Consider the following 21615-nt stretch of genomic DNA (forward strand, 5'->3'; position numbering starts at 1 on the left):
GCCGTTACTCCAACCCGTCCAGCAATTCGTCGACCTTGTCCTTGGTCAGATGCTCATGGTAGTGGCCGTTGATGACCATCATCGGTGCGCCGGCGCAACCGGCCAGGCACTCTTCCTCGCGCTTGAGGTAGACGCGGCCGTCGGCGGTGGACTGGCCCAGCTTGCAGCCGAGCTTCTTCTCGGCATGCGCGACCAGATCCTCGGCGCCGTTGAGCCAGCAGCTGATGTTGGTGCAGAACGCGACGTTGTTGCGGCCGACCTTCTCGGTCTCGAACATCGAGTAGAAGCTGGCGACCTCGTAGGCCCACACCGGCGGCAGTTCCAGGTACTTGGCCACGCCGGCGATCAGCTCGTCGGTCAGCCAGCCCTGGTTCTGTTCCTGCGCCGCGTGCAGGCCCTGCAGCACCGCCGAACGCTTGCGGTCCGGGGGGAACTTGCTCAGCCAGTGATCGATGTGCGCGCGCGTCTTGTCGCTCAGCACCACCATCGGATCGACGTCGCGCGCCGCTTCGAAATTACCTGTCGCCTTCATCGGTCGACCTCACCAAACACCAGATCATAGGTACCAATCATCGCCACCACGTCGGCCAGCATGTGGCCGCGCACGATCGCATCCATCGACGACAGATGGGCGAAGCCCGGCGCGCGCAGGTGCACGCGGAACGGCTTGTTGGCGCCGTCGGACATCAGGTAGCAACCGAACTCGCCCTTCGGCGCTTCCACCGCGCAGTAGGTCTCGCCGGCCGGCACGCAGTAGCCTTCGCTGAACAGCTTGAAGTGGTGGATCAGCGCTTCCATGTCGTCCTTCATTTCGGCGCGCTTGGGCGGCGCCACCTTGAAGTTCTCGACCATGACCGGGCCCGGGTTGGCCTTGAGCCACTGCACGCACTGCTTGATGATGCGATTGGACTCGCGCATCTCGGCCACGCGCACCAGATAGCGGTCGTAGCAGTCGCCGTTGGTGCCGAGCGGGATGTCGAAATCGACGCTGTCGTACTTGGCGTACGGCTGCTTCTTGCGCAGATCCCAGGCGATGCCCGAGCCGCGCAGCATGGCGCCGGTCATGCCCCAGGCGTAGGCCTGTTCCGGGGTGACCACGCCGATGCCGACGGTGCGCTGCTTCCAGATGCGGTTGTCGGTGAGCAGGGTCTCGTACTCGTCCACGCGCGCCGGGAAGGTGTTGGTGAACTCCTCCAGGAAGTCCAGCATCGAGCCTTCGCGCGCGGCGTTGAGCCGCTTCAGCGCATTGCCCTTGTGCCAGCGCGATTCCTGGTACTTGGGCATGCGGTCCGGCAGGTCGCGGTAGACGCCGCCCGGGCGGTAGTAGGTCGCGTGCATGCGCGCGCCCGACACCGCCTCGTACACGTCCATCAGCTCTTCGCGCTCGCGGAACGCGTACAGCATCACCGCCATCGCGCCCAGATCCAGGCCGTTGGAACCGACCCACATCAGGTGGTTCAGGATGCGGGTGATCTCGTCGAACATGGTGCGGATGTACTGCGCACGCTCCGGCGCCTCGATCCCCATCAGGGTCTCGATCGCGCGCACGTAGGCGTGCTCGTTGCACATCATCGACACGTAGTCCAGGCGATCCATGTAGCCGATCGACTGGTTGAACGGCTTGGACTCGGCCAGCTTCTCGGTGCCACGGTGCAGCAGGCCGATGTGCGGATCGGCGCGGACCACGGTCTCGCCGTCCATCTCCAGAATCAGGCGCAGCACACCGTGCGCGGCCGGATGCTGCGGGCCGAAGTTCATCGTGTAGTTGCGGATTTCCTGCTTGGCTTCGGCAGGATTGCTGGCGAACCCGTCGTGCGCCTGGTGGTACTCGCTCACTTGGCGGACTCCTTCTGTGCTTCGCCCGCCGCGGTCTGGTAGCGCGCATCGTCGCGGATCACGCGCGGCACGCCCACGCGCGGCTCCACCGAGGTCACCGGCTCGTAGATCACGCGCTGCTTCTCTTCGTCGTAGCGCACTTCGACATTGCCGATCAGCGGGAAATCCTTGCGGAACGGATGGCCGACGAAGCCGTAGTCGGTGAGGATGCGGCGCAGGTCCGGGTGGCCGGAGAACACCACGCCGAACAGGTCGAACGCCTCGCGCTCGAACCAGTTCGCGCCCGGCCAGATGTCGGTGACCGAGGCCACCACCGGCAGGTCTTCGTTCGGCGCGTAGCAACGCACGCGCAGGCGCTGGTTGTGGCGGTAGGAGATCAGCTGCGCCAGCACCGCGAAACGCTGCTGCGGGACCGGCATCGGCTGCACGCCGGCGCTGGTCTCGGCGCTGGGGAACTCGCCCCAGGCGAAACGGCCCACGGCCTTGCCTTCGACGCCACGGCTGAAGCCGTGCGAGGACACGTCCGAGGTATCCCACTCGTCGCTGCCGTAGCCCAGGTAGTCCACGCCGCACAGGTCGGACAGCTGTTCGAAACCGAACTCGTCGCGCAACGCCAGGCAGGTGGCGTGCCAGGCGTCGGCCGGCACTTCCAGGGTGACTTCGCCGCGCGGAAGGGCCACGAAGACCTGGCTGCCGGGGAAACGGGCGCCGAGTCGGTCGCTAAAGGAAGATGCTTGCTCTGCCATGGGGGCTTGGCGTGCTCTCTGAGGAAAGAGGAATCAGCGCGCGATGGTCTGGGTTCGCCAGATCTTCTTCTGCAACTGCAGGATGCCGTAGACCAGGGCCTCGGCGGTCGGCGGGCAACCGGGGACGTAGACGTCCACCGGCACGATGCGGTCGCAACCGCGCACCACCGAATACGAGTAATGGTAGTAGCCGCCGCCGTTGGCGCAGCTGCCCATCGAGATGACCCACTTCGGGTCCGGCATCTGGTCGTAGACCTTGCGCAGCGCCGGGGCCATCTTGTTGACCAGGGTGCCGGCGACGATCATCACGTCGGACTGGCGCGGCGACGGGCGGAACACCACGCCGTAGCGGTCCAGGTCCAGGCGCGCGGCGCCGGCGTGCATCATCTCGACCGCGCAGCAGGCCAGGCCGAAGGTCATCGGCCACATCGAGCCGGTGCGCGCCCAGTTCAGCAGCGCATCGACGCTGGTGGTGACGTAACCCTTCTCCAGCAGCGGGTTCTCGCCTTCGGGACGCAGGATGTCGTCCACCCGCCCTTCCGGGATCGGGTTGGTCATCAGGCGATCCAGGGTCTGAATCACTCCCATTCCAGCGCTCCCTTCTTCCACACGTAGACAAAACCGAGGAACAACATGCCGACAAACAGGCCCATGGTGACCAGGGAGCGAGCGCCCAGGTCCATGAACACCTGCGTCCACGGCACGATGAAGATGATTTCCAGATCGAAGACGATGAACTGGATGGCGATCAGGTAGTAGCGCACGTCGAACTTCATGCGCGCGTCCTCGAAGGCCTCGAAGCCGCACTCGTACGGCGAGAGCTTCTTCAGGTCGGGACGCCGGGGACCGAGGAACCGCCCCACCAGCATCAGCGCGACGCCGATACCGGTGGCCACGATCAGAAACAGCAGGGTCGGCAAATATTCGGCCAGCACTCGCGATTCTCTCTTGCCTGTGCCCGCGCGCGTGCCGCGCAGGCATGGGATAGACGATTCTCCGGGCGAGGGCGTGATGCCTTCGCGCAGAAACCGTAGCCAAACAATGGTGCCCAAGAGGGGACTCGAACCCCTACGACCTAAGTCGCTACCACCTCAAGGTAGTGCGTCTACCAATTCCGCCACCTGGGCTTGCGTAAAACCGCGCGGCAATCCCGCCGCGCAGCATATTGTAACCGCCTTCAGTCTTTCTGCGACGGGGCAGGCGACTTTTCTTGCGCTTTTTCCGGCGCCTGCTGGGCGGCCGGGGCGGCGGCGGGCGCAGCCGGGGTGGCCGACGGCGCCTGCGGCACCTGAAGCTCGCCAGCCGGCGCGGCCGGCGCCGGGGTGGCGGACTGCGACATCACACCCAGGTTGGCATCGGCCGGACGCGCGCTGTGGCCGGCGTACCAGGCCATGAACAGGCTGATGGCGAAGAACACCACCGCCAGCCACTTGGTCGACTTGGACAGGAAGTTGGACGCGCCGCGCGATCCGAACACGGTACCGGACGCGCCCGCACCGAACCCGGAACCCGCCGCCGCACCGGCGCCGCGCTGCATCAGGATCAGCGCGATCATCGCGATCGCCACCAGCACGTAGACCACATTGAGGATGACCATCAGCATTTCGAAATCCGTCCGGACAGTACGACTTGGGGGACGAGCGGCCGCCAGCGGCAGCCGTTCGCTCAACAGGTGGCCGCCGCTCGCACGATGGCCAGGAATTCCGCAGCGACCAGCGAGGCGCCGCCCACCAGCCCGCCATCGACATCCGGCTGCGCGAACAGCTCGGCGGCGTTGTCGGGCTTGACGCTGCCGCCATACAGGATCGGCAACGAATCCGCGATTCTAGCATCGCGCGCCGCCACTTCGCCACGGATGAACGCGTGCACCGCCTGCGCCTGGGCCGGGCTGGCGGTGCGGCCGGTGCCGATCGCCCACACCGGCTCGTATGCCACCACCGCGCGGGCGAAGCCGTCGGCGCCGACCAGGTCCAGCACCGGCGCCAGCTGCGCGGCGATCACCGCCTCGGTCCGCCCGGCCTCGCGCTGCTCCAGGGTCTCGCCCACGCACAGGATCGGGACGAGCCCGGCGTGCAGGGCGGCGGCGAACTTGCGCGCCACCAGTTCGCTGCTCTCCTGGTGGTACTGGCGCCGCTCCGAATGCCCGACCAGGCCATAGTCGGCGCCCACATCGACCAGCATCGCCGCCGACACCTCGCCGGTGTAGGCGCCCTTCTCGTTGCTGCTGACGTCCTGCGCGCCGAAGCGCAGCAGCCGGTCCTCGAAATGCTCGATCAGGTCGCCCAGGTACGGCAGCGGCGGCAGGATCACCACCTCCACGTCGTGATCGGCGTCGTGCAGCCCGGCGACGATCTCCCGCACCAGGTCGGCGGCGAAGTGGCGGGTTCCATGCAATTTCCAGTTTCCGGCTACGATCTTGCGTCGCATCGGCGCATCTCCGGCGAAAAAGTGCCGAGAGGATAGCCGATGCGCCGCCAGGGGCCGGCATCGTCCCCGCCGTTCCACCCTCCCCCGCCCCGCTCCACGCGCAGAGACCGCCATGACCCAGCTCCCCGGCTACGCCCTGATCACCGGCGCCTCCAGCGGCATCGGCCGCGAGATCGCCCGCGAGTACGCCCGCCGCGGCGTGCCGCTGATCCTGAGCGCGCGCCGCGAGGCACAGCTGCAGGCGCTGGCCGCCGAACTGCGGCCGCAGGTGCCGGTGGAGGTGCTGGTCGCCGACCTGGCCGATCCGGCCGCGCCAGCCGCACTGGTGGCCGAGATCGAACGGCGCGGGCTGGCGGTGCGGATCCTGGTCAACAACGCCGGCTACGGCGTGCCCGGGCGCTACATCGCCCAGGACTGGGCGGTGCACGCGGCATTCCTGCAGGTGATGGTCGGCGCGGTCTGCGAACTGACCTGGCGGCTGCTGCCGGCGCTGCGCGCCAGCGGCCACGGCCGCATCCTCAACGTCGCCTCGTTCGCCGCCCTGGTGCCCGGCGCCGACGGCCACACCCTGTACGCGGCGGCGAAGAGCTTCATGCTGCGCTTCAGCGAATCTTTGGCGCTGGAGAACGCCGACCGCGGCGTCGGCGTCTGCGCGCTATGCCCAGGCTTCACCTGGTCCGAGTTCCACGACGTCACCGGCACCCGCGAACAGATGAACGCCCTGCCGCGCTGGATCTGGCTGCAGACTGTCGCCGTGGCCCGCGCCGGCATCGACGGCGCCGAACGCGGCAAGGTCCGGGTGGTCCCCGGCGCGGTCTACCGCGCCCTGCTCGGCCTCACGGCACTACTGCCCAATGCCTTGCTGCTGCGGCTGATGGGCCGCGGCTCAGGACGGATTAGAAGTACTGGGATTGGGGATTAGGGATTGGGGATTCGTAAAAGCGGGGTTCTGCGCGGGGTGGTAGATCACGGGTATCCCCCGCCTTTGTCACTTCCGAATCCAGCGGGGTGACAGATCGCGGGCATGCCGCTTTTGCCAATCCCCAATCCCGACTCCCCAATCCCCGCCTCACTTCAGCTTGATCTCCCGCAACCGCTCCTCCAGATACCACTGCGCGGTGATCGGCTCGGGATAGCGGCTGGGGTTGTCGGCGCTGACGCAGGACGGCAGCACGTCGATCACGAAATCCGGGTTCGGGTGCAGGAAGAACGGCACCGAGTAGCGCGGCTGGCGTGCCTGCTCGCCCGGCGGGTTGACCACGCGGTGGGTAGTCGAGGGGTACACGTGGTTGGTCAGGCGCTGCAGCATGTCGCCAATGTTGACCACGATGGTGTCGGCGTCGGAGGTGAACGGCACCCACTCGCCCTGCTTGGACTTCACTTCCAGGCCGGCGGCGCTGGCGCCGACCAGCAGGGTGATCAGGTTGATGTCCTCGTGGGCGCCGGCGCGCACGTTGGGGATGTCGTCGGCGGTAATCGGCGGGTAGTGGATCGGGCGCAGGATCGAGTTGCCCGAATCGGTCTTGTCGACGAAGTAGTGCTCGGGCAGGCCGATGTGCAGGGCCAGCGCCGACAGCACGCGCGCGCCGAGCTGGTCCAGCGCCTGGTACAGGCCGTAGCCGTGGGCGCGGAAGCCGGGCACTTCGCTCGGCCACAGGTTTGGCGGCATCACCGCGCGGTAAGGGGAGTCGTCGGAAATCTCGCGACCGATGTGCCAGAACTCCTTCAGGTCGAAATGCTTGGAGTCCTTGGCGGTCTCCACGCCGAAGGCGGTATAGCCGCGCGCGCCGCCGCTGCCGGGCAGGTGGTACTTGCGCTTGGTCTCCTCGGGCAGGGCGAAGAACGCCTTGAACACGTCGTAGGCCGCGTCGATCTGTGCCTGGGCGATGCCGTGGTTGCGGATGCCGGCGAAGCCCCACTCGCGGTAGGCCGCGCCCAGCTCGGCGACGAAGGCCTCGCGGTCGGTGTCGAAACGGGTGATGTCGAGGGTGGGAATGCGCGCAGTCATGGCAGGAACCGTCATCTCGTGAGAGGAAGCAAACGCCGCGCTCAGCGCAGCAGGCGATACAGCAGGTAGAACGTGACCGCCTTGGCGACGATCACGAAGATGGCAATGGCGATCGACTCACGCCGCGTCACGGACCGCCTCGGCCAGGGCGTCGAGGGTCTGCCGCATCAACGCGGCATCGTCGGCCTCGACCGTGACCCGCACCACCGGTTCGGTGCCGGAGGCGCGCAGGAAGGCGCGCCCGCGCCCCTGCACCGCCGCCTGCGCCGCGGCCAGCGCGGCCTTCACGGTATCGGCCTCGAGCGGGCGCACGCCCGGCTGCAGGCGCACGTTGACGGTCTGCTGCGGCACTTTCTGCAGCCCGGCCAGCGCCTGGCGCAGGGTCTGCCGCGAGCGCTTGAGCACTTCCAGCACCTGCAGCGCGCTGACGATGGCGTCGCCCGTGGTAGCGCGGTCCAGGCACAGCATGTGCCCGGAGGCTTCGCCGCCGAGCACCCCGCCCTGTTCGACCAGCGCCTGGTGCACGTAGCGGTCGCCGACCTTGGCGCGCAGGAACGGCACCTGCAACGCGGCCAGCGCCCGTTCCAGGCCATAGTTGGTCATCAGCGTGCCGACCACCGGGCCGTGCAGGCGGCCGCTGGCCTGCCAGCCGCAAGCCAGCACGTACAGCAGGCCGTCGCCGTCGACCGGGTTGCCCTGGTCGTCGGCCATCAACACGCGGTCGCCGTCGCCGTCGAAGGCGATGCCCAGGTGCGCGCCATGCTCGCGCACGTTGGCGGCGAGGTTGTCGATGTGCATCGAGCCGACGCCGGCGTTGATGTTGAGCCCGTCCGGCGCGGCGCCGATCGCGATCACCTCCGCGCCCAGTTCGCGGAACAGCAGCGGCGCGATGTGGTAGGTCGCGCCGTGCGCGCAGTCCAGCACCAGCTTCAGCCCGCGCAGGTCGAAGCCGCGCGGCACACTGGCCTTGCAGAACTCGATGTAGCGGCCGATCGCCTCGCGCGCACGCATCGCCTTGCCCAGCCGCTCGGACTCGACCGTGGCGAACGGCGCGTCCAGCGCGGCCTCGATCGCCTGCTCGGTGGCGTCGTCGAGCTTCTCGCCGTGCGCGGAAAAGAACTTGATGCCGTTGTCGTAGTGCGGATTGTGCGAGGCGCTGATCACGATGCCGGCGTCGGCGCCGAGGGTGCGGGTCAGGAACGCCACCGCCGGGGTCGGCATCGGCCCGAGCAACTGCACATTGGCGCCGGCCGCGACCAGCCCGGCCTCCAGCGCCGACTCGAACATGTAGCCGGAGATGCGCGTGTCCTTGCCGATCACCACGGTCGGCCGCGCGGTGCCGCCGGCGACCAGCACGCGGCCCAGCGCGTTGCCCAGGCGCATCACGAAATCGGCGGAAATCGCCCCCTGCCCGACCCGGCCACGGATGCCGTCGGTGCCGAAGTATTTGCGTTGGCTCATTGGAACGGGATTCGGGATTCGAAATTCGGGATTCGTTCAACGCACGGCATCCGAGCGACCTCGGTGACCCGGGCACGCGCGGCGCCACGCATCCCGAATCCCGAATCCCGAATCCCGGCGCTGGTCACGCCAGCGCCTCGCTCTTCGCCGGGGCCGGCTGCCGCATCATCAGCGCCAGCAGTTCGGAGAGACGATCGCGCAGTTCGCGGCGGTCGCAGATCTGGTCGATGGCGCCGTGTTCCAGCAGGAATTCCGAACGCTGGAAGCCTTCCGGCAGGGTCTCGCGCACGGTCTGCTCGATCACGCGCGGGCCGGCGAAGCCGATCAGCGCGTACGGCTCGGCGATGTTGATGTCGCCGAGCATGGCGAAGCTGGCCGAGACGCCGCCGGTGGTGGGATGGGTCAGCACCGACACGTACGGCAGGCCGGCCTCGCGCAGGCGACCCAGCGCGGCCGAGGTCTTGGCCATCTGCATCAGCGAGAACAGGCCTTCCTGCATGCGCGCGCCGCCGCTGGCGGAGAAGCACACGAACGGCGCACCGATCTTCAGCGCGGTTTCCGCGGCCAGCGCGAAACGCTCGCCGACCACCGAGCCCATCGAACCGCCCATGAAGGCGAAATCGAACGAGGCCGCGACCAGCGGCTGGCCCTTGAGCAGGCCCTGCATCGCCACCAGCGCGTCGTATTCGCCGGTGCTCTTCTGCGAGGCCTTGATGCGCTCGCCGTACTTCTTCTGGTCCTTGAACTTGAGCGCGTCGGTCGGGCCCAGGCGCGCACCGATCTCGGTCGGCGCGGTGTCGGCGTCGAACAGCGCGGCCAGGCGCGCGCGCGCGCGGATCGCCATGTGGTGGCCGCACTTCGGGCACACCTCCAGGTTCTCCTCCAGCTCCGGCCGGTACAGCACGGCGCTGCAGTTGGGGCACTTCTCCCACAAGCCTTCGGGAACGCTGCGCTTCTTGCTGGGCGTGCTGTCGGTGCGAATGCCCGAAGGCATCAATTTGCTGAGCCAACTCATGCGATGTGACGATCCATTGGGCGGCCGCGAGAGCCGCAGAGGGGCGACAGTCTAACTCGGCCCCCCGGTGGCCTGCAGACGGTGGCGCATGGAGCGGCCGGGCCGGCCGGTACCGCGCGGCCGCCGCCAGGACGGCTGCTGCGGCTGCGCAACGCGGGACATGCGGCATCGCCGCGATCCCGCATCGCCGACACGCAAGCGGGCGCCAGCGACGGCGCGCGCCGTCCGACCAACAATGCATGTACCGCATCCTCCGCACGCACCGCATTTGCGGCAGTGCGGCAAAACGCGAACGCCCGCGCAAGACGGGCGTTCGCAAACACACCGGGCGTGGCTCAGCCCGCGTCCAGCGCCTGCCGCAGCGGCACCAGGAACGCCAGGGCCGCCTCGCGCGCGGCCTGCGGGCTGCTGGCCTCGGCCAGCGCCGCGACCAGTGCGCTGCCGACCACCACGCCGTCGGCATCAGCGGCCATGGCCTTGGCGCTGGCGGCGTCCTTGATGCCGAAGCCGGCCACCACCGGCACCGGGCAGCGCGCGCGCAACTGACGCAGGCGATCGCCGGCGGCGCGAGTATCCAGCCGGTCGGCGCCGGTGACGCCGGCGAAGCTGACGTAGTACAGGTAGCCGCGCGCCGCCTCGCACAACAGGTCGATGCGCGCGTCGCTGGTGGTCGGCGAGGCCAGCACGATCAGGTCCAGCCCGGCGTCGGCGAAGACCGTCAGTGTCTCGGCCGACTCCTCCGGCGGCAGGTCGACGAGCAACACGCCGTCCACGCCGGCCGCCACCGCCTCCTCGGCGAAGCGCGCGGTGCCGTGGATCTCCACCGGGTTGAGGTAGCCCATCAGCACCACCGGCGTGGTGGCGTCATCGCGACGGAATGCGCTGACCGTCTCCAGCACGTAACGCAGGCCGGCGCCACGCGCCAGCGCGCGCTCGGAACTGCGCTGGATGGTCGGGCCGTCGGCCATCGGATCGGAGAACGGCACGCCCAGCTCGATCACGTCGGCACCGGCCTCGACCAGCGCATGCATCGCCGGCACGGTCGCCTCCAGCGACGGATCGCCGGCGGTGAGGAAGGGGATCAGGGCCTTGCGGCCTTGGGCATCGAGTCGGGCAAAGGTGTCGGCGAGGCGGTTCATGGGGGACCTATGCGCCCCTCTCCCACCGGGAGAGGGATTGGGGTGAGGGGAAGAGGCGAAGCGGTGCGGAATTCGGGGCGGGGCTGCGCCCGCCCCGCATCCGGCGCTCCGCGCCGCCTTCTCCCGAAGGAGAAGGACAAAGCGTTACAGCGTCAGCCCCTCGCGCGCAGCGATGGTGTGCACATCCTTGTCACCGCGGCCGGACAGGTTGCACAGCACCAGCGCGTCCCTGGGCAGTTCGCGCGCGAGCTTGATCGATTGCGCCACGGCGTGGCTGGACTCCAGCGCGGCGAGGATGCCCTCGGTGTGCGCCAGCAGGTGGAACGCGGCCAGCGCCTCGTCGTCGGTGATGCCCTGGTAGGTGGCGCGGCCGCTGTCGGCCAGGAACGCGTGCTCCGGGCCCACGCCGGGGTAGTCCAGGCCGGCGGACACCGAATGGGTCTCGATGATCTGCCCGTCGTCGTCGCAGATCACGTAGGTGCGGTTGCCGTGCAGCACGCCCGGGCGACCGGCGGCGATCGAGGCGGCATGGCGGCCGCTGCCGATGCCGTCGCCGGCAGCTTCGGCGCCGTAGATCTTCACCGAGGCGTCGTTGAGGAAGGCATGGAACAAGCCGATGGCGTTGCTGCCGCCGCCGACGCAGGCGCTGATCGCATCCGGCAGGCGACCGTAGTCGGCCAGCATCTGCGCGCGCGCCTCGCGGCCGACGATGGCGTTGAAGTCGCGCACCATCCGCGGATACGGATCGGGACCGGCGACGGTGCCGATGATGTAGAAGGTGTCCTGCACGTTGGTCACCCAGTCGCGCATCGCCTCGTTGAGCGCGTCCTTGAGCGTGGCCGAACCGGAATGCACCGGCACCACCGTGGCGCCGAGCAGCTTCATCCGGTAGACGTTGATCTTCTGCCGCTCGATATCGGTAGCGCCCATGTACACCACACACTCCAGGCCCAGCCGCGCGGCCACGGTGGCGCTGGCCACGCCGTGCTGGCCGGCGCCGGTCTCGGCGATGATGCGGGTCTTGCCCATGCGGCTGGCCAGCAGCGCCTGGCCGATGGTGTTGTTGATCTTGTGCGCGCCGGTGTGGTTCAGGTCCTCGCGCTTGAGCAGGATCTGCGCGCCGCCGACTTCGCGGCTGAGCCGCTCGGCGTGGTAGATCGGGCTGGGCCGGCCGACGTAATGGGTCAGGTCCTTGTCGTAGGCGGCGATGAAGGCCGGATCCTGGCGCGCGGCATCGTAAGCGGCAGCCAGTTCCTGCAGCGGGCCGATCAGGGTCTCGGCGACGAAACGGCCGCCGTAGCGGCCGAAATGGCCGGCGGCGTCGGGATAGGCGTGGAAGTCGCTGACGGGAACAGAGGACATGGCGCAACCGGGGGCAACAGGACAGGCCTGCACTTTAGCGCACACGTCGGCGCACAAAAACCGATAAAGTCTGACGCAACCTGTCAGGAAAAATCACATGACCAGCCTGCGCCGCCTGCCCTCGCTCAACGCCCTGCGCGCGTTCGAGGCCGCCGCGCGGCTGCGCAGCGTCGGCGCGGCGGCGGCGGAACTGCATGTCACCCACGGCGCGGTCAGCCGTCAGGTGCGGCTACTGGAGCAAGAGCTGGGACTGCCGCTGCTGCAGCGCGACGGCCGCGGCATCCGCCCGACCGCGGCCGGCACGCGCCTGTGCGAGGCCGCCGGCAACGCCTTCGCGCAGTTGCACGAGGCAGTGGCGGAACTGCGCCGCCCCGCGCGCCCGGCCGCGCTGGTGCTGGGCTGCCCCGGCAGCATCCTGGCCCGCTGGATGATCCCGCGGCTGCAGGCGCTGCAGCGCGACCTGCCGGCGCTGACCCTGCACCTGTCCGCGCACGAGGGCGACTTCGCCGCCGACCTGGACGGCCTGGACGCGGCGCTGCTGCTGGGCCAAGCGCCGTGGCCGGCGGACTGGCAGGTCCGGGTGCTGGCGCCGGAGCGGATCGGCCCGGTGCTCAGCCCTGCCCTGCCGCAGGCCCCGGCCCTGGCTGCGGCCGCGCCGGCGGCGCTGCAAGGGCTGCCGCTGCTGCATACGGTGTCGCGCCCGCAGGCCTGGCCGGCCTGGGCCGAGGCGCAGGGGCTGGCGCCGGCGCAGTTGCGCTACGGCACCGGCTTCGAACACCTGTACTACCTGCTGGAAGCGGCGCTGGCCGGGATCGGCGTGGCGATCGCGCCGCAGCCGCTGGTCGCCGACGACCTGGCCAATGGCCGCCTGCTGGCGCCGTGGGGCTTCGTCGCCACCGGCGGGCAGTGGGCGCTGTGCACGCGCCGCGAGGTGCAGGACCCGCGGGTCGAGGCACTGGCGCAGTGGCTGACGCAGGAACTGCAGCGCTGACCGCGGCGACGCCGGCGATGGCGCCGCGTCGCGCTCAGCAGTTGGTGTTCAACTCGTGGCAGTCGGCGCGGCGCACTTCCTCGACGAACTTGCGCATCTTGTGCCCGTCCTTGATGCCAGGCTGGCTCTCGATGCCGCTGGACACGTCCACGCCCCACGGCAGGGTGCCGATGATCGCGTCGAACACGTTGTCGCCATTGATGCCGCCGGCGAGCAGGAACGGCCGATGCAGGCCGGTCGGCAGACGCGACCAGTCGAAGGTCTTGCCCGAGCCACCGCTTTCGCCGGGCGCGTGGCTGTCGAACAGGAAGCCGGCGGCATTGGGGAACTGCAGCTGCAGGGTGCGCGCGTTGATCTCGCCGCCACCCATCGGCACCGCCTTCAGGTACGGCAGGTTGAAGCTGCGGCAGAAGCCGTCGTCCTCGTCGCCATGGAACTGCAGCAGGGTCGGCCGCACCGTGCGCAACACCTCGCGCACCTCGTCCTTGGGGTTGTCGCGGAACAGCGCCACCACGTCCACCATCGGCGCGGCGGCCTGGCGCATGGCCCGCGCCTCGGCCGGCGCCACGCGCCGCGGGCTGCCATGGGCGAACACGAACCCGATCGAGTCCACGCCCAACTCGCCTGCCAGGCGGATGTCGCCGGCGCGAGTCATGCCGCAGAACTTGATGCGGGTGCGATACAGCGTGCGATTCATAGCGTGACCTCGTCCGGAAGCGTCCAATGGGCGGGATAGAGGGGACCGACAAACACCAGGCCCTGCGGCGGCGCCGTCGGACCGGCGACGCGGCGGTCGCGTCCCGCGAGCAGTTCGCCAATCCAGGACACCGGCTTTTCGCCCGTTCCCACCATGACAAGGGAACCAACGATATTGCGCACCATGTGATGAAGGAATGCATTGGCCTGGACCTGGATCTCGACCAGTTCGCCGCTGCGGGTCACCGCGATCGACTGCAGCTCGCGGCGCGCGTGCAGCGCCTGGCACTGCACGCTGCGGAAGGCACTGAAGTCCTGCTCGCCCAGCAGCGCCTGTGCCGCCGCGTGCATGGCCTCGGCCTGCAGCGGCCGCCGCTCCCAGCTCAGGGTCTGCCGGTACAGCGCCGGGCGCACCTGGCGGTTGAGCAGGCGGTAGCGGTAGCGCCGTGCGCGGGCCGAGAAGCGCGCATGGAAGTCGTCGGCCACCGGCACGCACCAGCGCACGCACACCGAGGGCGGCAGCCGCGCGGTGGCACCCAGCATCCAGCCGCGCGCCGGGCGCGGCGCGGCGCAATCGAAATGCACCACCTGGCATTCGCCATGCACGCCGGCATCGGTGCGGCCGGCGCAGACCACGCTCACCGGGGCGTCGGCCACCGACGACAGCGCCGCCTGCAGCGTCGCCTGCACGCTGGGGCCGCCGCTCTCGCCGAGCTGCTGCCAGCCCTGGAATTCGCTGCCGTCGTACTCCACGCCTAGCGCGTAGCGCATGGCGACCTCCGTTGCAATGCGGCATCGGCGTCGGCGCGCACTGCGGCCGACGCGTGCACGGGCCGGCGCGGGGCGCCTGCAATGCCGCCGCACTGCATCAGCCAGGCCCGGAACGCGCCGTCGGCGTTCGCCCGCCGCCCGGGGACACACTGCCGCAGGGCCGTCCCGCTCCAGGCCGGACGGCCGCGGCGAGCGCGCCGCGCGCCGCCTGCCGCCATCAGTCCAGCCGCCCCAGCAACTGCAGCGCCTCGGCGCGCGCGGCCGGGTCGCCGCTGGCCGCGACCTCGGTCAACAGGGTGCGCGCGGTCTCGTTGTCGCCCAGATCCATGTACGCCACCGCCAGTTCCAGGCGCTCGCGGCCCGCCGGTGGATACGGCGACGGTGCTTCGGCCGGTGCCGGTGCCGGTGCAGGCGCGACGGGCTGGTGCCAGGTCGGCTCCTGCCGGCCGCCGCCAGCATCACTGCCGGCACGGGCGTCGCTGGTCGGCACTGCGACCACCGGCGACGGCGGCCGCCAGGCCGCCTCAGCCGCGGACTCGGCAGCCGGGGCGACCTCCGGATGGGCGTCGGACACGTCGGCGGAATGGACGTCGTCGTTGTCCGCGGACAGCGGCGCATCGGCCGGCGCCTGCCGCAGCGACTGCTGCGCCAGCACGCGCTCGAAGGCGTCGTCGTCGAGCGCGGCGTGGTGATCGGCGTGATCGGCGGCAGCGTGGTCGAGATGGTCGGCGCGCTCCCACTCTTCCAACGCCTCGTGGTCGCGGGCGACCGACGCCTCCTCGACCAGCGGCTCGGCCGGTTCCAGCGGCGGCAGTTCCGGCGCATCGACATCGCGGTGCGCGACCACCGGCACCGCGGCGCTTGCCGCCAGCGCGGCGTCGTCGTCACGCGGCAACGGCGGCAGCGGCGAAGGCTTGCGCCGGCGCGACAGCAGCCAGGCGCCGATGCCGAGCACCAGCAGGCTCAGCCCGCCCCACAGCCACAGCGGGAACCCGTCATTGGCCGGCGCTTGCGCGGGCGCGGCCGCTGGCGCCGCCTTCCCGGCCTGGGCCAGGCGCTTCTGCGCCGCGGCCAGGTCGCTGTCCTTCAGCGCGATCAGTTGCTGCTGCTGGGCCTTGAGCTTTTCGAGTTGCTCCACCCGCGAGCGCAGTTCCTGGACCTCGGCATCGCGTGCCGCGAGGTCTTCGCGCGCCTGCTGCAATTGTTGGGTCGCCACCATGTCTCCTTCGTCGCCGGCACCGGTGCCGGACTTGGTTCCCGCCTCGCGGCGCGTCGCCGGCACCGCCGGCGCGATTTCCAGGCGCGCGCCGGACGCGGCCGCCGGCGCCGTGGCGGCCGGTTTGGCTGCGGCCTGCGCCGTCGCTGCGTCCTGCTGCGCCTGGGCCGGCTGCAGCACCGGCGCGCGCGCCTGGCGCCATTGCGCCGCCTGCTCGCGTACCACCGCCTCGGCCGCGGCGGCATCCAGGCTGGCCAGGTCCTCCTCGCGTGGGGTGCGCAGCACCGCGCCCTGCTTGAGCAGGTTGAGATTGCCGCGGATGAAGGCATCCGGATTGGCGCGCAGCAGCGCGACCATGGTCTGGTCCAGCGAATGACCGTTGCCGCGCGCCAGTTGCCCGGCGATCTGCGACAGGGTCTGCCCGGCGCGCACCGGCGCCAGCGCATCGCCGGGCGCGGCCGCAGGCGCCGGCGCCGGCGCCGGACGCGGCGCAGCGGCGGGCCGGGCGCTCGGCGTCGCCGGCGTCGCGGCGGCTGCAGGCGCTGGCGCCGCGGTGGACGTTTCGCGGGCGATGCGGTCGGACGGCTGCGCCGCGGCCGGCGCATCGATCGCCGGCGCGTCGATCGCCGCCGCGGTATTCGGTGCGTCGATCAGCGCGGAATATTCGCGGATCAGCCGCCCCTGCCCCCAATCGACCTCGATCAGGAAGCTCAGCGACGGCACGTCGACCGGCATGCGGCTGCTGACCTGGATCACCGCGCGGCCCTTGCGGGTCTGGGTGAAACGGAACTGCAGATCGCTGACCAGGCCTTGCGGACGCTCCAGTCCCACCCGCGCGAACGTCGCCGGCGAGGCCAGCGCCACCCGCGCCCGCTCCAGTTCGCCCGGCTCGTTGGAGATCACCGGGATCTCGGCCAGGAACGGCTCGCCCGGCTTGGACAGCACGCGAATATCGCCCAGGCCCAGCGCCAGCGCGGCCTGGCTGCAGGCCAGCAACAGCAGCGCCGCGGCGGCGCGACAGACATGGCGCAGCCCGCGCGCGGTGGACACCGCAGCGTCGCTGCGGCGATGGAACACACGTGGTTGTAGGCGCATCCCGCCCCTGCCCCTTGGAGTCATGTCCATCAATATATATGAAGCGGGGATTTGGGATTTGGGATTGGGGATTCGTTGCGGGCATTGCAGCGGCGGGGCGTGCGCTTGCGCGGGGTGCGCAAGCGGCCTCTCCTCCCCTTGCGGGATCGGTGCCCAGCGAGCACTGCAACGCTGCTTGTCCTGTAGGAGTCAACTGTCATGCACCTGCGATGGCAGGAGGAGCGTACGAGGCCTGATCGCCCGCGATGGCATTGAGCCAGCGCAGGAACTTGTGCATGCAGGCGACGATGGCGACCTTGGCCGGCTTGCCCGCTGCGCGCAGGCGCGCGTAAGTGTTGGCCAAGGGGGATTTGGCGCGGATGCTGGCCCAGGTGGCCATGTACAGCACGCGCCGCACGTCGGCACGTCCGCCTTTGATGCGGCGCTGGCCTTTCCAGCAGCCGCTGTCGTGATTGAACGGGGCCAGCCCGACCAGGGCAGCGAGCTTGCGTGGCGGCAGCGTGCCCAGCTCTGGCAGCCGCGCGGCCAGAACCGCGCGCAGGATCGTCCCGAGCCCAGGCACCTTGGGTAGGCTTGAGCAGGTCTTGCCCTGCCGCTCGATCTCCTGCGTCAACGTCTGGATCTGCTGGTTCAGCAGGGCGATCACCTCTCGGCAGCGGTGTTGCACCTTGGCGCTGGTGATGTGCTCCAGGCGCCGCCGATGGACATCACGCTGGCTCACCAGGGTGGCACGCAGGTCCAGCAGTTCGCGAAGAGACTGCTGGTGCTCGGGTGCCACGGGCGTGGGCATGGTCGGGATGTGCTGGGCGGCGATGGCCAGCAGGCGCGCGTCCAGGGCATCGGTCTTGGCATGCAGGCCCAAGGCCTGGGCGAGCTTGCGCGGACGATCGGCAGGCATCCGCACCACGGGCAGGTCGGCCTGCCGCAACACTTGCAGCACGGCATGTTCGTAGCCGCCACTGGCTTCCAGCACGATCCGCTCGCAGCCCAGCTCGGCCAGGCGCTGGGCCAGCGCACGCTGCCCCTGTGGCGTATTGGGTTGGGTCCAGGTCTGCTCGTCCGGCAGGACATGAATGACCAGTTCGGCCTTGGATACATCGATCCCGACATGGCGTCGCATAGACGTTCTCCGCAGTAGACTTATGGACGAGAGCGCTCCTGCCGATGCCCATGCTTGTGGAGTTCGAGCTCGTCACTCGGGCAACTGTTCGGGCTTGTCAGGCAGGAGAACCGGAGTGCGGCGGCGCTGACTCCTACTCGTGCTTGCTGGCACTGCGGCTAAACGGCCTGCCGCACTCCGCTCTCACCTGCAACGATAGACCCTTATTTGACACAAGCGGCTTCAGCCGCGATGGCTTTCCCGGGAACGCTGCGTCGCGGCTGAAGCCGCTCCTAAGGTGGGCGCCGGTCATCTCACCCGCGGTGCTGTCTTCGCAACACGACGCGGGACGCCGGATACGACAACGACCAGGGCACGTGCCGCTGGCCGTTGCGTGATAGCCGGGACATTGGGCGCTACGCAGCCTTGGAACAATCACGCTGCACAGCTTTTGCCAATCCCGAATCCCGACTCCCGAATCCCTACCGCTCAGCCCTCCAGGGCAACCAGCTCGGCCAGCTGCACCGCATTGAGCGCGGCGCCCTTGCGGATGTTGTCGGCCACCACCCACAGGTTCAGGCCACGCGGGTGCGAGAAGTCCTCGCGGATGCGGCCGACGAACACCGGGTCCTTGCCCGAGGCATGGGTCACCGGGGTCGGATAGCCGCCGGCCTTGTGCTCGTCCACCACTTCCACGCCGGGCGCCTGCCCCAGCAGGGCGCGCGCCTGCTCGACGGTGATCTTGCGCTTGGTCTCGATATTGACCGCCTCCGAGTGCCCGAAGAACACCGGCACGCGCACCGCGGTGGGGTTCACCAGGATGCTGCTGTCCTCGAGGATCTTCTGCGTCTCCCACACCAGCTTCATCTCTTCCTTGGTGTAGCCGTTGGGCTGGAAGTCGTCGATGTGCGGGATCAGGTTGAAGGCGATCTGCGCCTGGAACTTCTGCGGCTCGATGTCCTGGAACGCCAGCAGCTGCGCGGTCTGCTTGCCCAGCTCCTCCATGCCCGAGCGGCCGGCGCCGGACACCGACTGGTAGGTGGCCACGTTGATGCGCTCGATGCCGTATTCCTTGTGGATCGGCGCCAGCACCGGCATCAGCTGCATGGTCGAGCAGTTGGGATTGGCGACGATGCCGCGCGGACGCTGCTTCAGCGCATGCGGGTTGACCTCCGACACCACCAGCGGCACGTCGTCGTCGTAGCGGAAGGTCGAGGAGTTGTCGATCACCACCGCGCCGGCCGCGGCGAACTTCGGCGCGTATTCCTTGGAGATGCCGCCGCCGGCGGAGAACAGCGCGATGTCCACGCCGCTCGGATCGAAGGTCGCCAGGTCGAGCACGGTGACCTTCTGGCCCTTGAACTCGACCTGGCCGCCGGCCGAGCGCTCGGAGGCCAGCGGGTACAGCGTGGCGACGGGGAAATCGCGCTCGGCGAGGATGCTCAGCATGGTTTCGCCGACGGCACCGGTGGCGCCGACGACGGCGACGTTGAAACGACGGGTTGCATTGCTCATGGAAGATTCGATCCGCAGAAAAAGAAGGGGAGGAACAGCCGCACTGCCACGTGGATTCGGGGAACCTGCCGTGCGCGTCGCGCGCGGGCCCGCAGGCTCCCTATCGTTTTTTGTCCGCGATCGCCCGCGCGCCGCCGGCCGCGGCGATCGCGTCCAGGTTCAGCGCATTGGGCGGGCGTCCGGCGTCGGCGCCGATGCCCAGCGCGGCGAGCAGGTTGTCCACCGCCAGCGCCACCATCGCGCGGCGCGTGGCCACGCTGGCGCTGCCGATATGCGGGGTCAGCACCACGTTGCGCAGCGCCAGCAGCTCCGGACGGATCGCCGGCTCGCCTTCGAACACGTCCAGCCCGGCCGCGGCCAGGCGCCCGTTGGCCAGCGCGTCGGCCAGCGCGACTTCATCGACCAGGCCGCCGCGGGCGATGTTCACCAGCGTCGCGGTCGGCCGCATCTTCGCCAGCGCGGCGGCGTCGACGATGTGGTGCGACTTCGTGCTGTACGGCAGCACCAGCAACAGGTGATCGGCGCGTGCCAGCAACGCGTCGAAGCCCACGTACTCGGCGCGATGCGCGCGTTCCACCTCGTCCGGCAGACGACTGCGGTTGTGGTACAGCACGCGCATCGAGAAGCCGGCGGCGCGGCGCGCGATGGCCTGGCCGATGCGGCCCATGCCGAGGATGCCGAGGGTGCTGCCGTGGACATCGGCGCCGAGCATGGTCTGGAACGACCACTGCTGCCACTGCCCTGCGCGCAGCCAGCGCTCGGCCTCGCCGACGCGCCGCGCGGCGGCCATCAGCAGGGCGAAGCCGAGATCGGCGGTGGTCTCGGTGAGCACGTCGGGGGTGTTGGTGGCGACGATGCCGGCCGCGCTGAGCGCGTCCAGGTCCAGATTGTTGTAGCCGACGCCGACGTTGGCGATGGCGCGCAGCCGCGGCGCGCCGGCGATCTCGGCGGCGCCGATGCGTTCGTTGAGGGTGACGAGGGCGCCGTCCAGCGGCGCCAGTGCGGCGGCCAGGTCCTGCGGCGAATACCGGGTCACGTCCGCGGTAGTGGTCAGCGCGCAATACTCGCCGAGCCGTGCGACGACGTCGTCGAACAGCGGCTGGCTGACCCACACCCGCGGCCGCGACTCAGCCATCGCCACCGCCGGGGATGCGCGGGGTCACCGTGCCGACGTCGCCGCATTGCGCGCGGTGCCGCAGCGCCTGGTCCATCAGCACCAGCGCCATCATCGCCTCGGCGATCGGGGTGGCGCGGATGCCGACGCAGGGGTCGTGGCGGCCGGTGGTGATCACGTCCACGGCCTGCCCGTCCACGTCCACCGTGGCGCCGGGCAGGCGCAGGCTGGAGGTGGGCTTGAACGCCACCGAGACGACGAGGGGCTGGCCGGTGGCGATGCCGCCGAGCACGCCGCCGGCGTGGTTGGACTGGAAGCCATCCGGCGCGATCAGGTCGCGGTGTTCGGTGCCCTTCTGGGTCACCGCGGCGAAGCCGTCGCCGATCTCCACGCCCTTGACCGCGTTGATGCTCATCATCGCTGCGGCCAGTTCGCCGTCGAGCTTGCCGTAGATCGGCTCGCCCCAGCCCGCCGGCACGCCGTCGGCGACCACGGTGACGCGCGCGCCGATCGAATCGCCGGACTTGCGCAGCGCATCCATGTACGCCTCCAGCTCCGGCACCTGCGGCGCGTGCGGCCAGAAGAACGCGTTGTCCTCCACCGCGTCCCAGGCGAAGCCCTGCGGCAGCAGCGGACCGAGCTGCGACAGGTAGCCGCGCACGCGCACGCCGTAGCGCTGCGCCAGCCACTTCTTGGCGATGACGCCGGCGGCCACGCGCATGGTGGTCTCGCGCGCCGACGAGCGCCCGCCGCCACGCGGATCGCGGATGCCGTACTTCTGCCAATAGCTGTAGTCGGCATGGCCCGGGCGGAACTGCCGGGCGATGTCGGTGTAGTCCTTGCTGCGCTGGTCGGTGTTGCGGATCAGCAGGCCGATCGGAGTGCCGGTGGTGCGGCCTTCGTAGACCCCGGACAGGATCTCGATGGCGTCGGCCTCGCGCCGCGCCGAGGTGTGCCGGCTCTTGCCGGTGGCGCGGCGCTGCAGGTCGTGGGCGAATTCGCTGGCGTCCAGTTCCAGTCCGGGCGGGCAGCCATCGACCACGCAGCCGATCGCCGGCCCGTGCGATTCGCCGAAGGTGGTGACGGTCAGCAGCTTGCCGAAACTGTTCGCGCTCATATCGCTT

21 protein-coding genes and 1 tRNA gene are annotated in these 21615 nt (G+C 69.8%); 2 read left to right on the forward strand and 20 right to left on the reverse strand.

The window, feature by feature from the left end:
* Window positions 1–4 precede the first annotated feature (4 nt).
* The 8 genes from nuoE to tpiA form a co-directional block, all read right to left on the reverse strand.
* Window positions 5–532, reverse strand: coding sequence for an NADH-quinone oxidoreductase subunit NuoE (gene nuoE, locus AC1G9L_RS14615; RefSeq protein ID WP_010343009.1), 528 nt, complete (start codon window positions 530–532; stop codon window positions 5–7).
* Window positions 529–1836 (reverse strand): NADH-quinone oxidoreductase subunit D, encoded by a 1308-nt coding sequence (locus AC1G9L_RS14620; RefSeq protein ID WP_017912135.1) that lies wholly within the window; start codon window positions 1834–1836, stop codon window positions 529–531. Before AC1G9L_RS14620 ends, nuoE begins: the two co-directional genes overlap by 4 nt.
* Window positions 1833–2582 carry an NADH-quinone oxidoreductase subunit C gene (locus AC1G9L_RS14625; RefSeq protein WP_010343007.1) on the reverse strand — a complete coding sequence of 250 codons (750 nt, stop codon included), beginning with the start codon at window positions 2580–2582 and terminating at the stop codon, window positions 1833–1835. The genes AC1G9L_RS14620 and AC1G9L_RS14625 overlap by 4 nt, the downstream gene beginning before the upstream one ends.
* Window positions 2583–2615: 33 nt before the next feature.
* Window positions 2616–3170, reverse strand: a complete 555-nt coding sequence (locus tag AC1G9L_RS14630; protein ID WP_010343006.1) for a NuoB/complex I 20 kDa subunit family protein — start codon at window positions 3168–3170, stop codon at window positions 2616–2618.
* Window positions 3161–3517: an NADH-quinone oxidoreductase subunit A gene (locus tag AC1G9L_RS14635; RefSeq protein ID WP_010343005.1), complete on the reverse strand. Its 357-nt coding sequence runs from the start codon at window positions 3515–3517 to the stop codon at window positions 3161–3163. Before AC1G9L_RS14635 ends, AC1G9L_RS14630 begins: the two co-directional genes overlap by 10 nt.
* A gap of 107 nt (window positions 3518–3624) precedes the next feature.
* Window positions 3625–3709, reverse strand: a tRNA-Leu gene (locus tag AC1G9L_RS14640).
* A 50-nt stretch (window positions 3710–3759) separates the two neighbouring features.
* The gene (secG, locus tag AC1G9L_RS14645) at window positions 3760–4185 is read right to left on the reverse strand and encodes a preprotein translocase subunit SecG (protein ID WP_010343004.1); all 426 of its coding nucleotides are present in this window, start codon (window positions 4183–4185) and stop codon (window positions 3760–3762) included.
* Window positions 4186–4247: 62 nt separating this feature from the next.
* Window positions 4248–5009, reverse strand: coding sequence for a triose-phosphate isomerase (gene tpiA / locus AC1G9L_RS14650; RefSeq protein ID WP_481069382.1), 762 nt, complete (start codon window positions 5007–5009; stop codon window positions 4248–4250).
* A 112-nt stretch (window positions 5010–5121) separates the two neighbouring features.
* On the opposite strand from tpiA, the gene AC1G9L_RS14655 reads away from it, so the two are divergent.
* Window positions 5122–5931 carry an SDR family NAD(P)-dependent oxidoreductase gene (locus AC1G9L_RS14655; RefSeq protein ID WP_481069383.1) on the forward strand — a complete coding sequence of 270 codons (810 nt, stop codon included), beginning with the start codon at window positions 5122–5124 and terminating at the stop codon, window positions 5929–5931.
* A 147-nt stretch (window positions 5932–6078) separates the two neighbouring features.
* Here AC1G9L_RS14655 and AC1G9L_RS14660 read toward each other — a convergent pair whose 3' ends face one another.
* The 5 genes from AC1G9L_RS14660 to trpB all read right to left on the reverse strand — a co-directional run bounded on the left by AC1G9L_RS14660 (window position 6079) and on the right by trpB (window position 11994).
* A complete protein-coding gene (locus AC1G9L_RS14660) occupies window positions 6079–7017 on the reverse strand; it encodes a 2-oxoglutarate and iron-dependent oxygenase domain-containing protein (protein ID WP_019801728.1) in 939 nt (312 codons plus the stop codon).
* 117 nt (window positions 7018–7134) lie between these two features.
* A complete protein-coding gene (gene glmM / locus AC1G9L_RS14665; protein WP_017915479.1) occupies window positions 7135–8478 on the reverse strand; it encodes a phosphoglucosamine mutase in 1344 nt (447 codons plus the stop codon).
* A 124-nt stretch (window positions 8479–8602) separates the two neighbouring features.
* A complete protein-coding gene (accD, locus tag AC1G9L_RS14670) occupies window positions 8603–9493 on the reverse strand; it encodes an acetyl-CoA carboxylase, carboxyltransferase subunit beta (RefSeq protein WP_010342997.1) in 891 nt (296 codons plus the stop codon).
* Window positions 9494–9828: 335 nt separating this feature from the next.
* A complete protein-coding gene (gene trpA / locus AC1G9L_RS14675) occupies window positions 9829–10632 on the reverse strand; it encodes a tryptophan synthase subunit alpha (protein WP_481069384.1) in 804 nt (267 codons plus the stop codon).
* Between the two features lie 144 nt (window positions 10633–10776).
* Complete coding sequence (trpB, locus tag AC1G9L_RS14680) at window positions 10777–11994, reverse strand: tryptophan synthase subunit beta (RefSeq protein WP_010342995.1); 1218 nt, start codon at window positions 11992–11994, stop codon at window positions 10777–10779.
* A 97-nt stretch (window positions 11995–12091) separates the two neighbouring features.
* Here trpB and AC1G9L_RS14685 point away from each other — a divergent pair, with 97 nt between their 5' ends.
* Window positions 12092–12985, forward strand: coding sequence for a LysR family transcriptional regulator (locus tag AC1G9L_RS14685; protein ID WP_481069385.1), 894 nt, complete (start codon window positions 12092–12094; stop codon window positions 12983–12985).
* Window positions 12986–13019: 34 nt separating this feature from the next.
* On the opposite strand, the gene AC1G9L_RS14690 is transcribed toward AC1G9L_RS14685, so the two are convergent.
* The 7 genes from AC1G9L_RS14690 to aroC form a co-directional block, all read right to left on the reverse strand.
* The gene (locus tag AC1G9L_RS14690; protein ID WP_019801754.1) at window positions 13020–13682 is read right to left on the reverse strand and encodes a phosphoribosylanthranilate isomerase; all 663 of its coding nucleotides are present in this window, start codon (window positions 13680–13682) and stop codon (window positions 13020–13022) included.
* A complete protein-coding gene (gene truA, locus AC1G9L_RS14695) occupies window positions 13679–14452 on the reverse strand; it encodes a tRNA pseudouridine(38-40) synthase TruA (protein WP_481069386.1) in 774 nt (257 codons plus the stop codon). Before truA ends, AC1G9L_RS14690 begins: the two co-directional genes overlap by 4 nt.
* A 217-nt stretch (window positions 14453–14669) precedes the next feature.
* Window positions 14670–16763, reverse strand: coding sequence for a motility hub landmark protein FimV (locus AC1G9L_RS14700; protein WP_481069387.1), 2094 nt, complete (start codon window positions 16761–16763; stop codon window positions 14670–14672).
* 196 nt (window positions 16764–16959) lie between these two features.
* Window positions 16960–17883, reverse strand: a complete 924-nt coding sequence (locus AC1G9L_RS14705; RefSeq protein WP_481069388.1) for an IS110 family transposase — start codon at window positions 17881–17883, stop codon at window positions 16960–16962.
* Window positions 17884–18351: 468 nt separating this feature from the next.
* Entirely contained in the window at window positions 18352–19377 is a 1026-nt protein-coding gene (locus AC1G9L_RS14710) for an aspartate-semialdehyde dehydrogenase (protein ID WP_019801711.1), read from the reverse strand.
* A 100-nt stretch (window positions 19378–19477) separates the two neighbouring features.
* Window positions 19478–20512 carry a 2-hydroxyacid dehydrogenase gene (locus AC1G9L_RS14715; RefSeq protein ID WP_481069389.1) on the reverse strand — a complete coding sequence of 345 codons (1035 nt, stop codon included), beginning with the start codon at window positions 20510–20512 and terminating at the stop codon, window positions 19478–19480.
* Entirely contained in the window at window positions 20505–21608 is a 1104-nt protein-coding gene (gene aroC / locus AC1G9L_RS14720; RefSeq protein ID WP_019802078.1) for a chorismate synthase, read from the reverse strand. The genes AC1G9L_RS14715 and aroC overlap by 8 nt, the downstream gene beginning before the upstream one ends.
* Window positions 21609–21615 lie beyond the last annotated feature (7 nt).

It is taken from the genome of Xanthomonas sp. NCPPB 1132, from assembly GCF_056629235.1.

Excerpts from the sequence above, each read along its gene's own strand:
- AC1G9L_RS14630 (WP_010343006.1), bottom strand. The coding sequence starts at position 3,170 with ATGGGAGTGATTCAGACCCTGGATCGCCTGATGACCAACCCGATCCCG.
- trpB (WP_010342995.1), bottom strand. The coding sequence starts at position 11,994 with ATGTCCTCTGTTCCCGTCAGCGACTTCCACGCCTATCCCGACGCCGCC.
- AC1G9L_RS14625 (WP_010343007.1), bottom strand. The coding sequence starts at position 2,582 with ATGGCAGAGCAAGCATCTTCCTTTAGCGACCGACTCGGCGCCCGTTTC.
- AC1G9L_RS14705 (WP_481069388.1), bottom strand. The coding sequence starts at position 17,883 with ATGCGACGCCATGTCGGGATCGATGTATCCAAGGCCGAACTGGTCATT.
- truA (WP_481069386.1), bottom strand. The coding sequence starts at position 14,452 with ATGCGCTACGCGCTAGGCGTGGAGTACGACGGCAGCGAATTCCAGGGC.
- glmM (WP_017915479.1), bottom strand. The coding sequence starts at position 8,478 with ATGAGCCAACGCAAATACTTCGGCACCGACGGCATCCGTGGCCGGGTC.
- AC1G9L_RS14690 (WP_019801754.1), bottom strand. The coding sequence starts at position 13,682 with ATGAATCGCACGCTGTATCGCACCCGCATCAAGTTCTGCGGCATGACT.
- nuoE (WP_010343009.1), bottom strand. The coding sequence starts at position 532 with ATGAAGGCGACAGGTAATTTCGAAGCGGCGCGCGACGTCGATCCGATG.
- AC1G9L_RS14655 (WP_481069383.1), top strand. The coding sequence starts at position 5,122 with ATGACCCAGCTCCCCGGCTACGCCCTGATCACCGGCGCCTCCAGCGGC.
- AC1G9L_RS14685 (WP_481069385.1), top strand. The coding sequence starts at position 12,092 with ATGACCAGCCTGCGCCGCCTGCCCTCGCTCAACGCCCTGCGCGCGTTC.
- secG (WP_010343004.1), bottom strand. The coding sequence starts at position 4,185 with ATGCTGATGGTCATCCTCAATGTGGTCTACGTGCTGGTGGCGATCGCG.
- aroC (WP_019802078.1), bottom strand. The coding sequence starts at position 21,608 with ATGAGCGCGAACAGTTTCGGCAAGCTGCTGACCGTCACCACCTTCGGC.
- accD (WP_010342997.1), bottom strand. The coding sequence starts at position 9,493 with ATGAGTTGGCTCAGCAAATTGATGCCTTCGGGCATTCGCACCGACAGC.
- tpiA (WP_481069382.1), bottom strand. The coding sequence starts at position 5,009 with ATGCGACGCAAGATCGTAGCCGGAAACTGGAAATTGCATGGAACCCGC.
- trpA (WP_481069384.1), bottom strand. The coding sequence starts at position 10,632 with ATGAACCGCCTCGCCGACACCTTTGCCCGACTCGATGCCCAAGGCCGC.
- AC1G9L_RS14715 (WP_481069389.1), bottom strand. The coding sequence starts at position 20,512 with ATGGCTGAGTCGCGGCCGCGGGTGTGGGTCAGCCAGCCGCTGTTCGAC.
- AC1G9L_RS14660 (WP_019801728.1), bottom strand. The coding sequence starts at position 7,017 with ATGACTGCGCGCATTCCCACCCTCGACATCACCCGTTTCGACACCGAC.
- AC1G9L_RS14710 (WP_019801711.1), bottom strand. The coding sequence starts at position 19,377 with ATGAGCAATGCAACCCGTCGTTTCAACGTCGCCGTCGTCGGCGCCACC.
- AC1G9L_RS14700 (WP_481069387.1), bottom strand. The coding sequence starts at position 16,763 with ATGCGCCTACAACCACGTGTGTTCCATCGCCGCAGCGACGCTGCGGTG.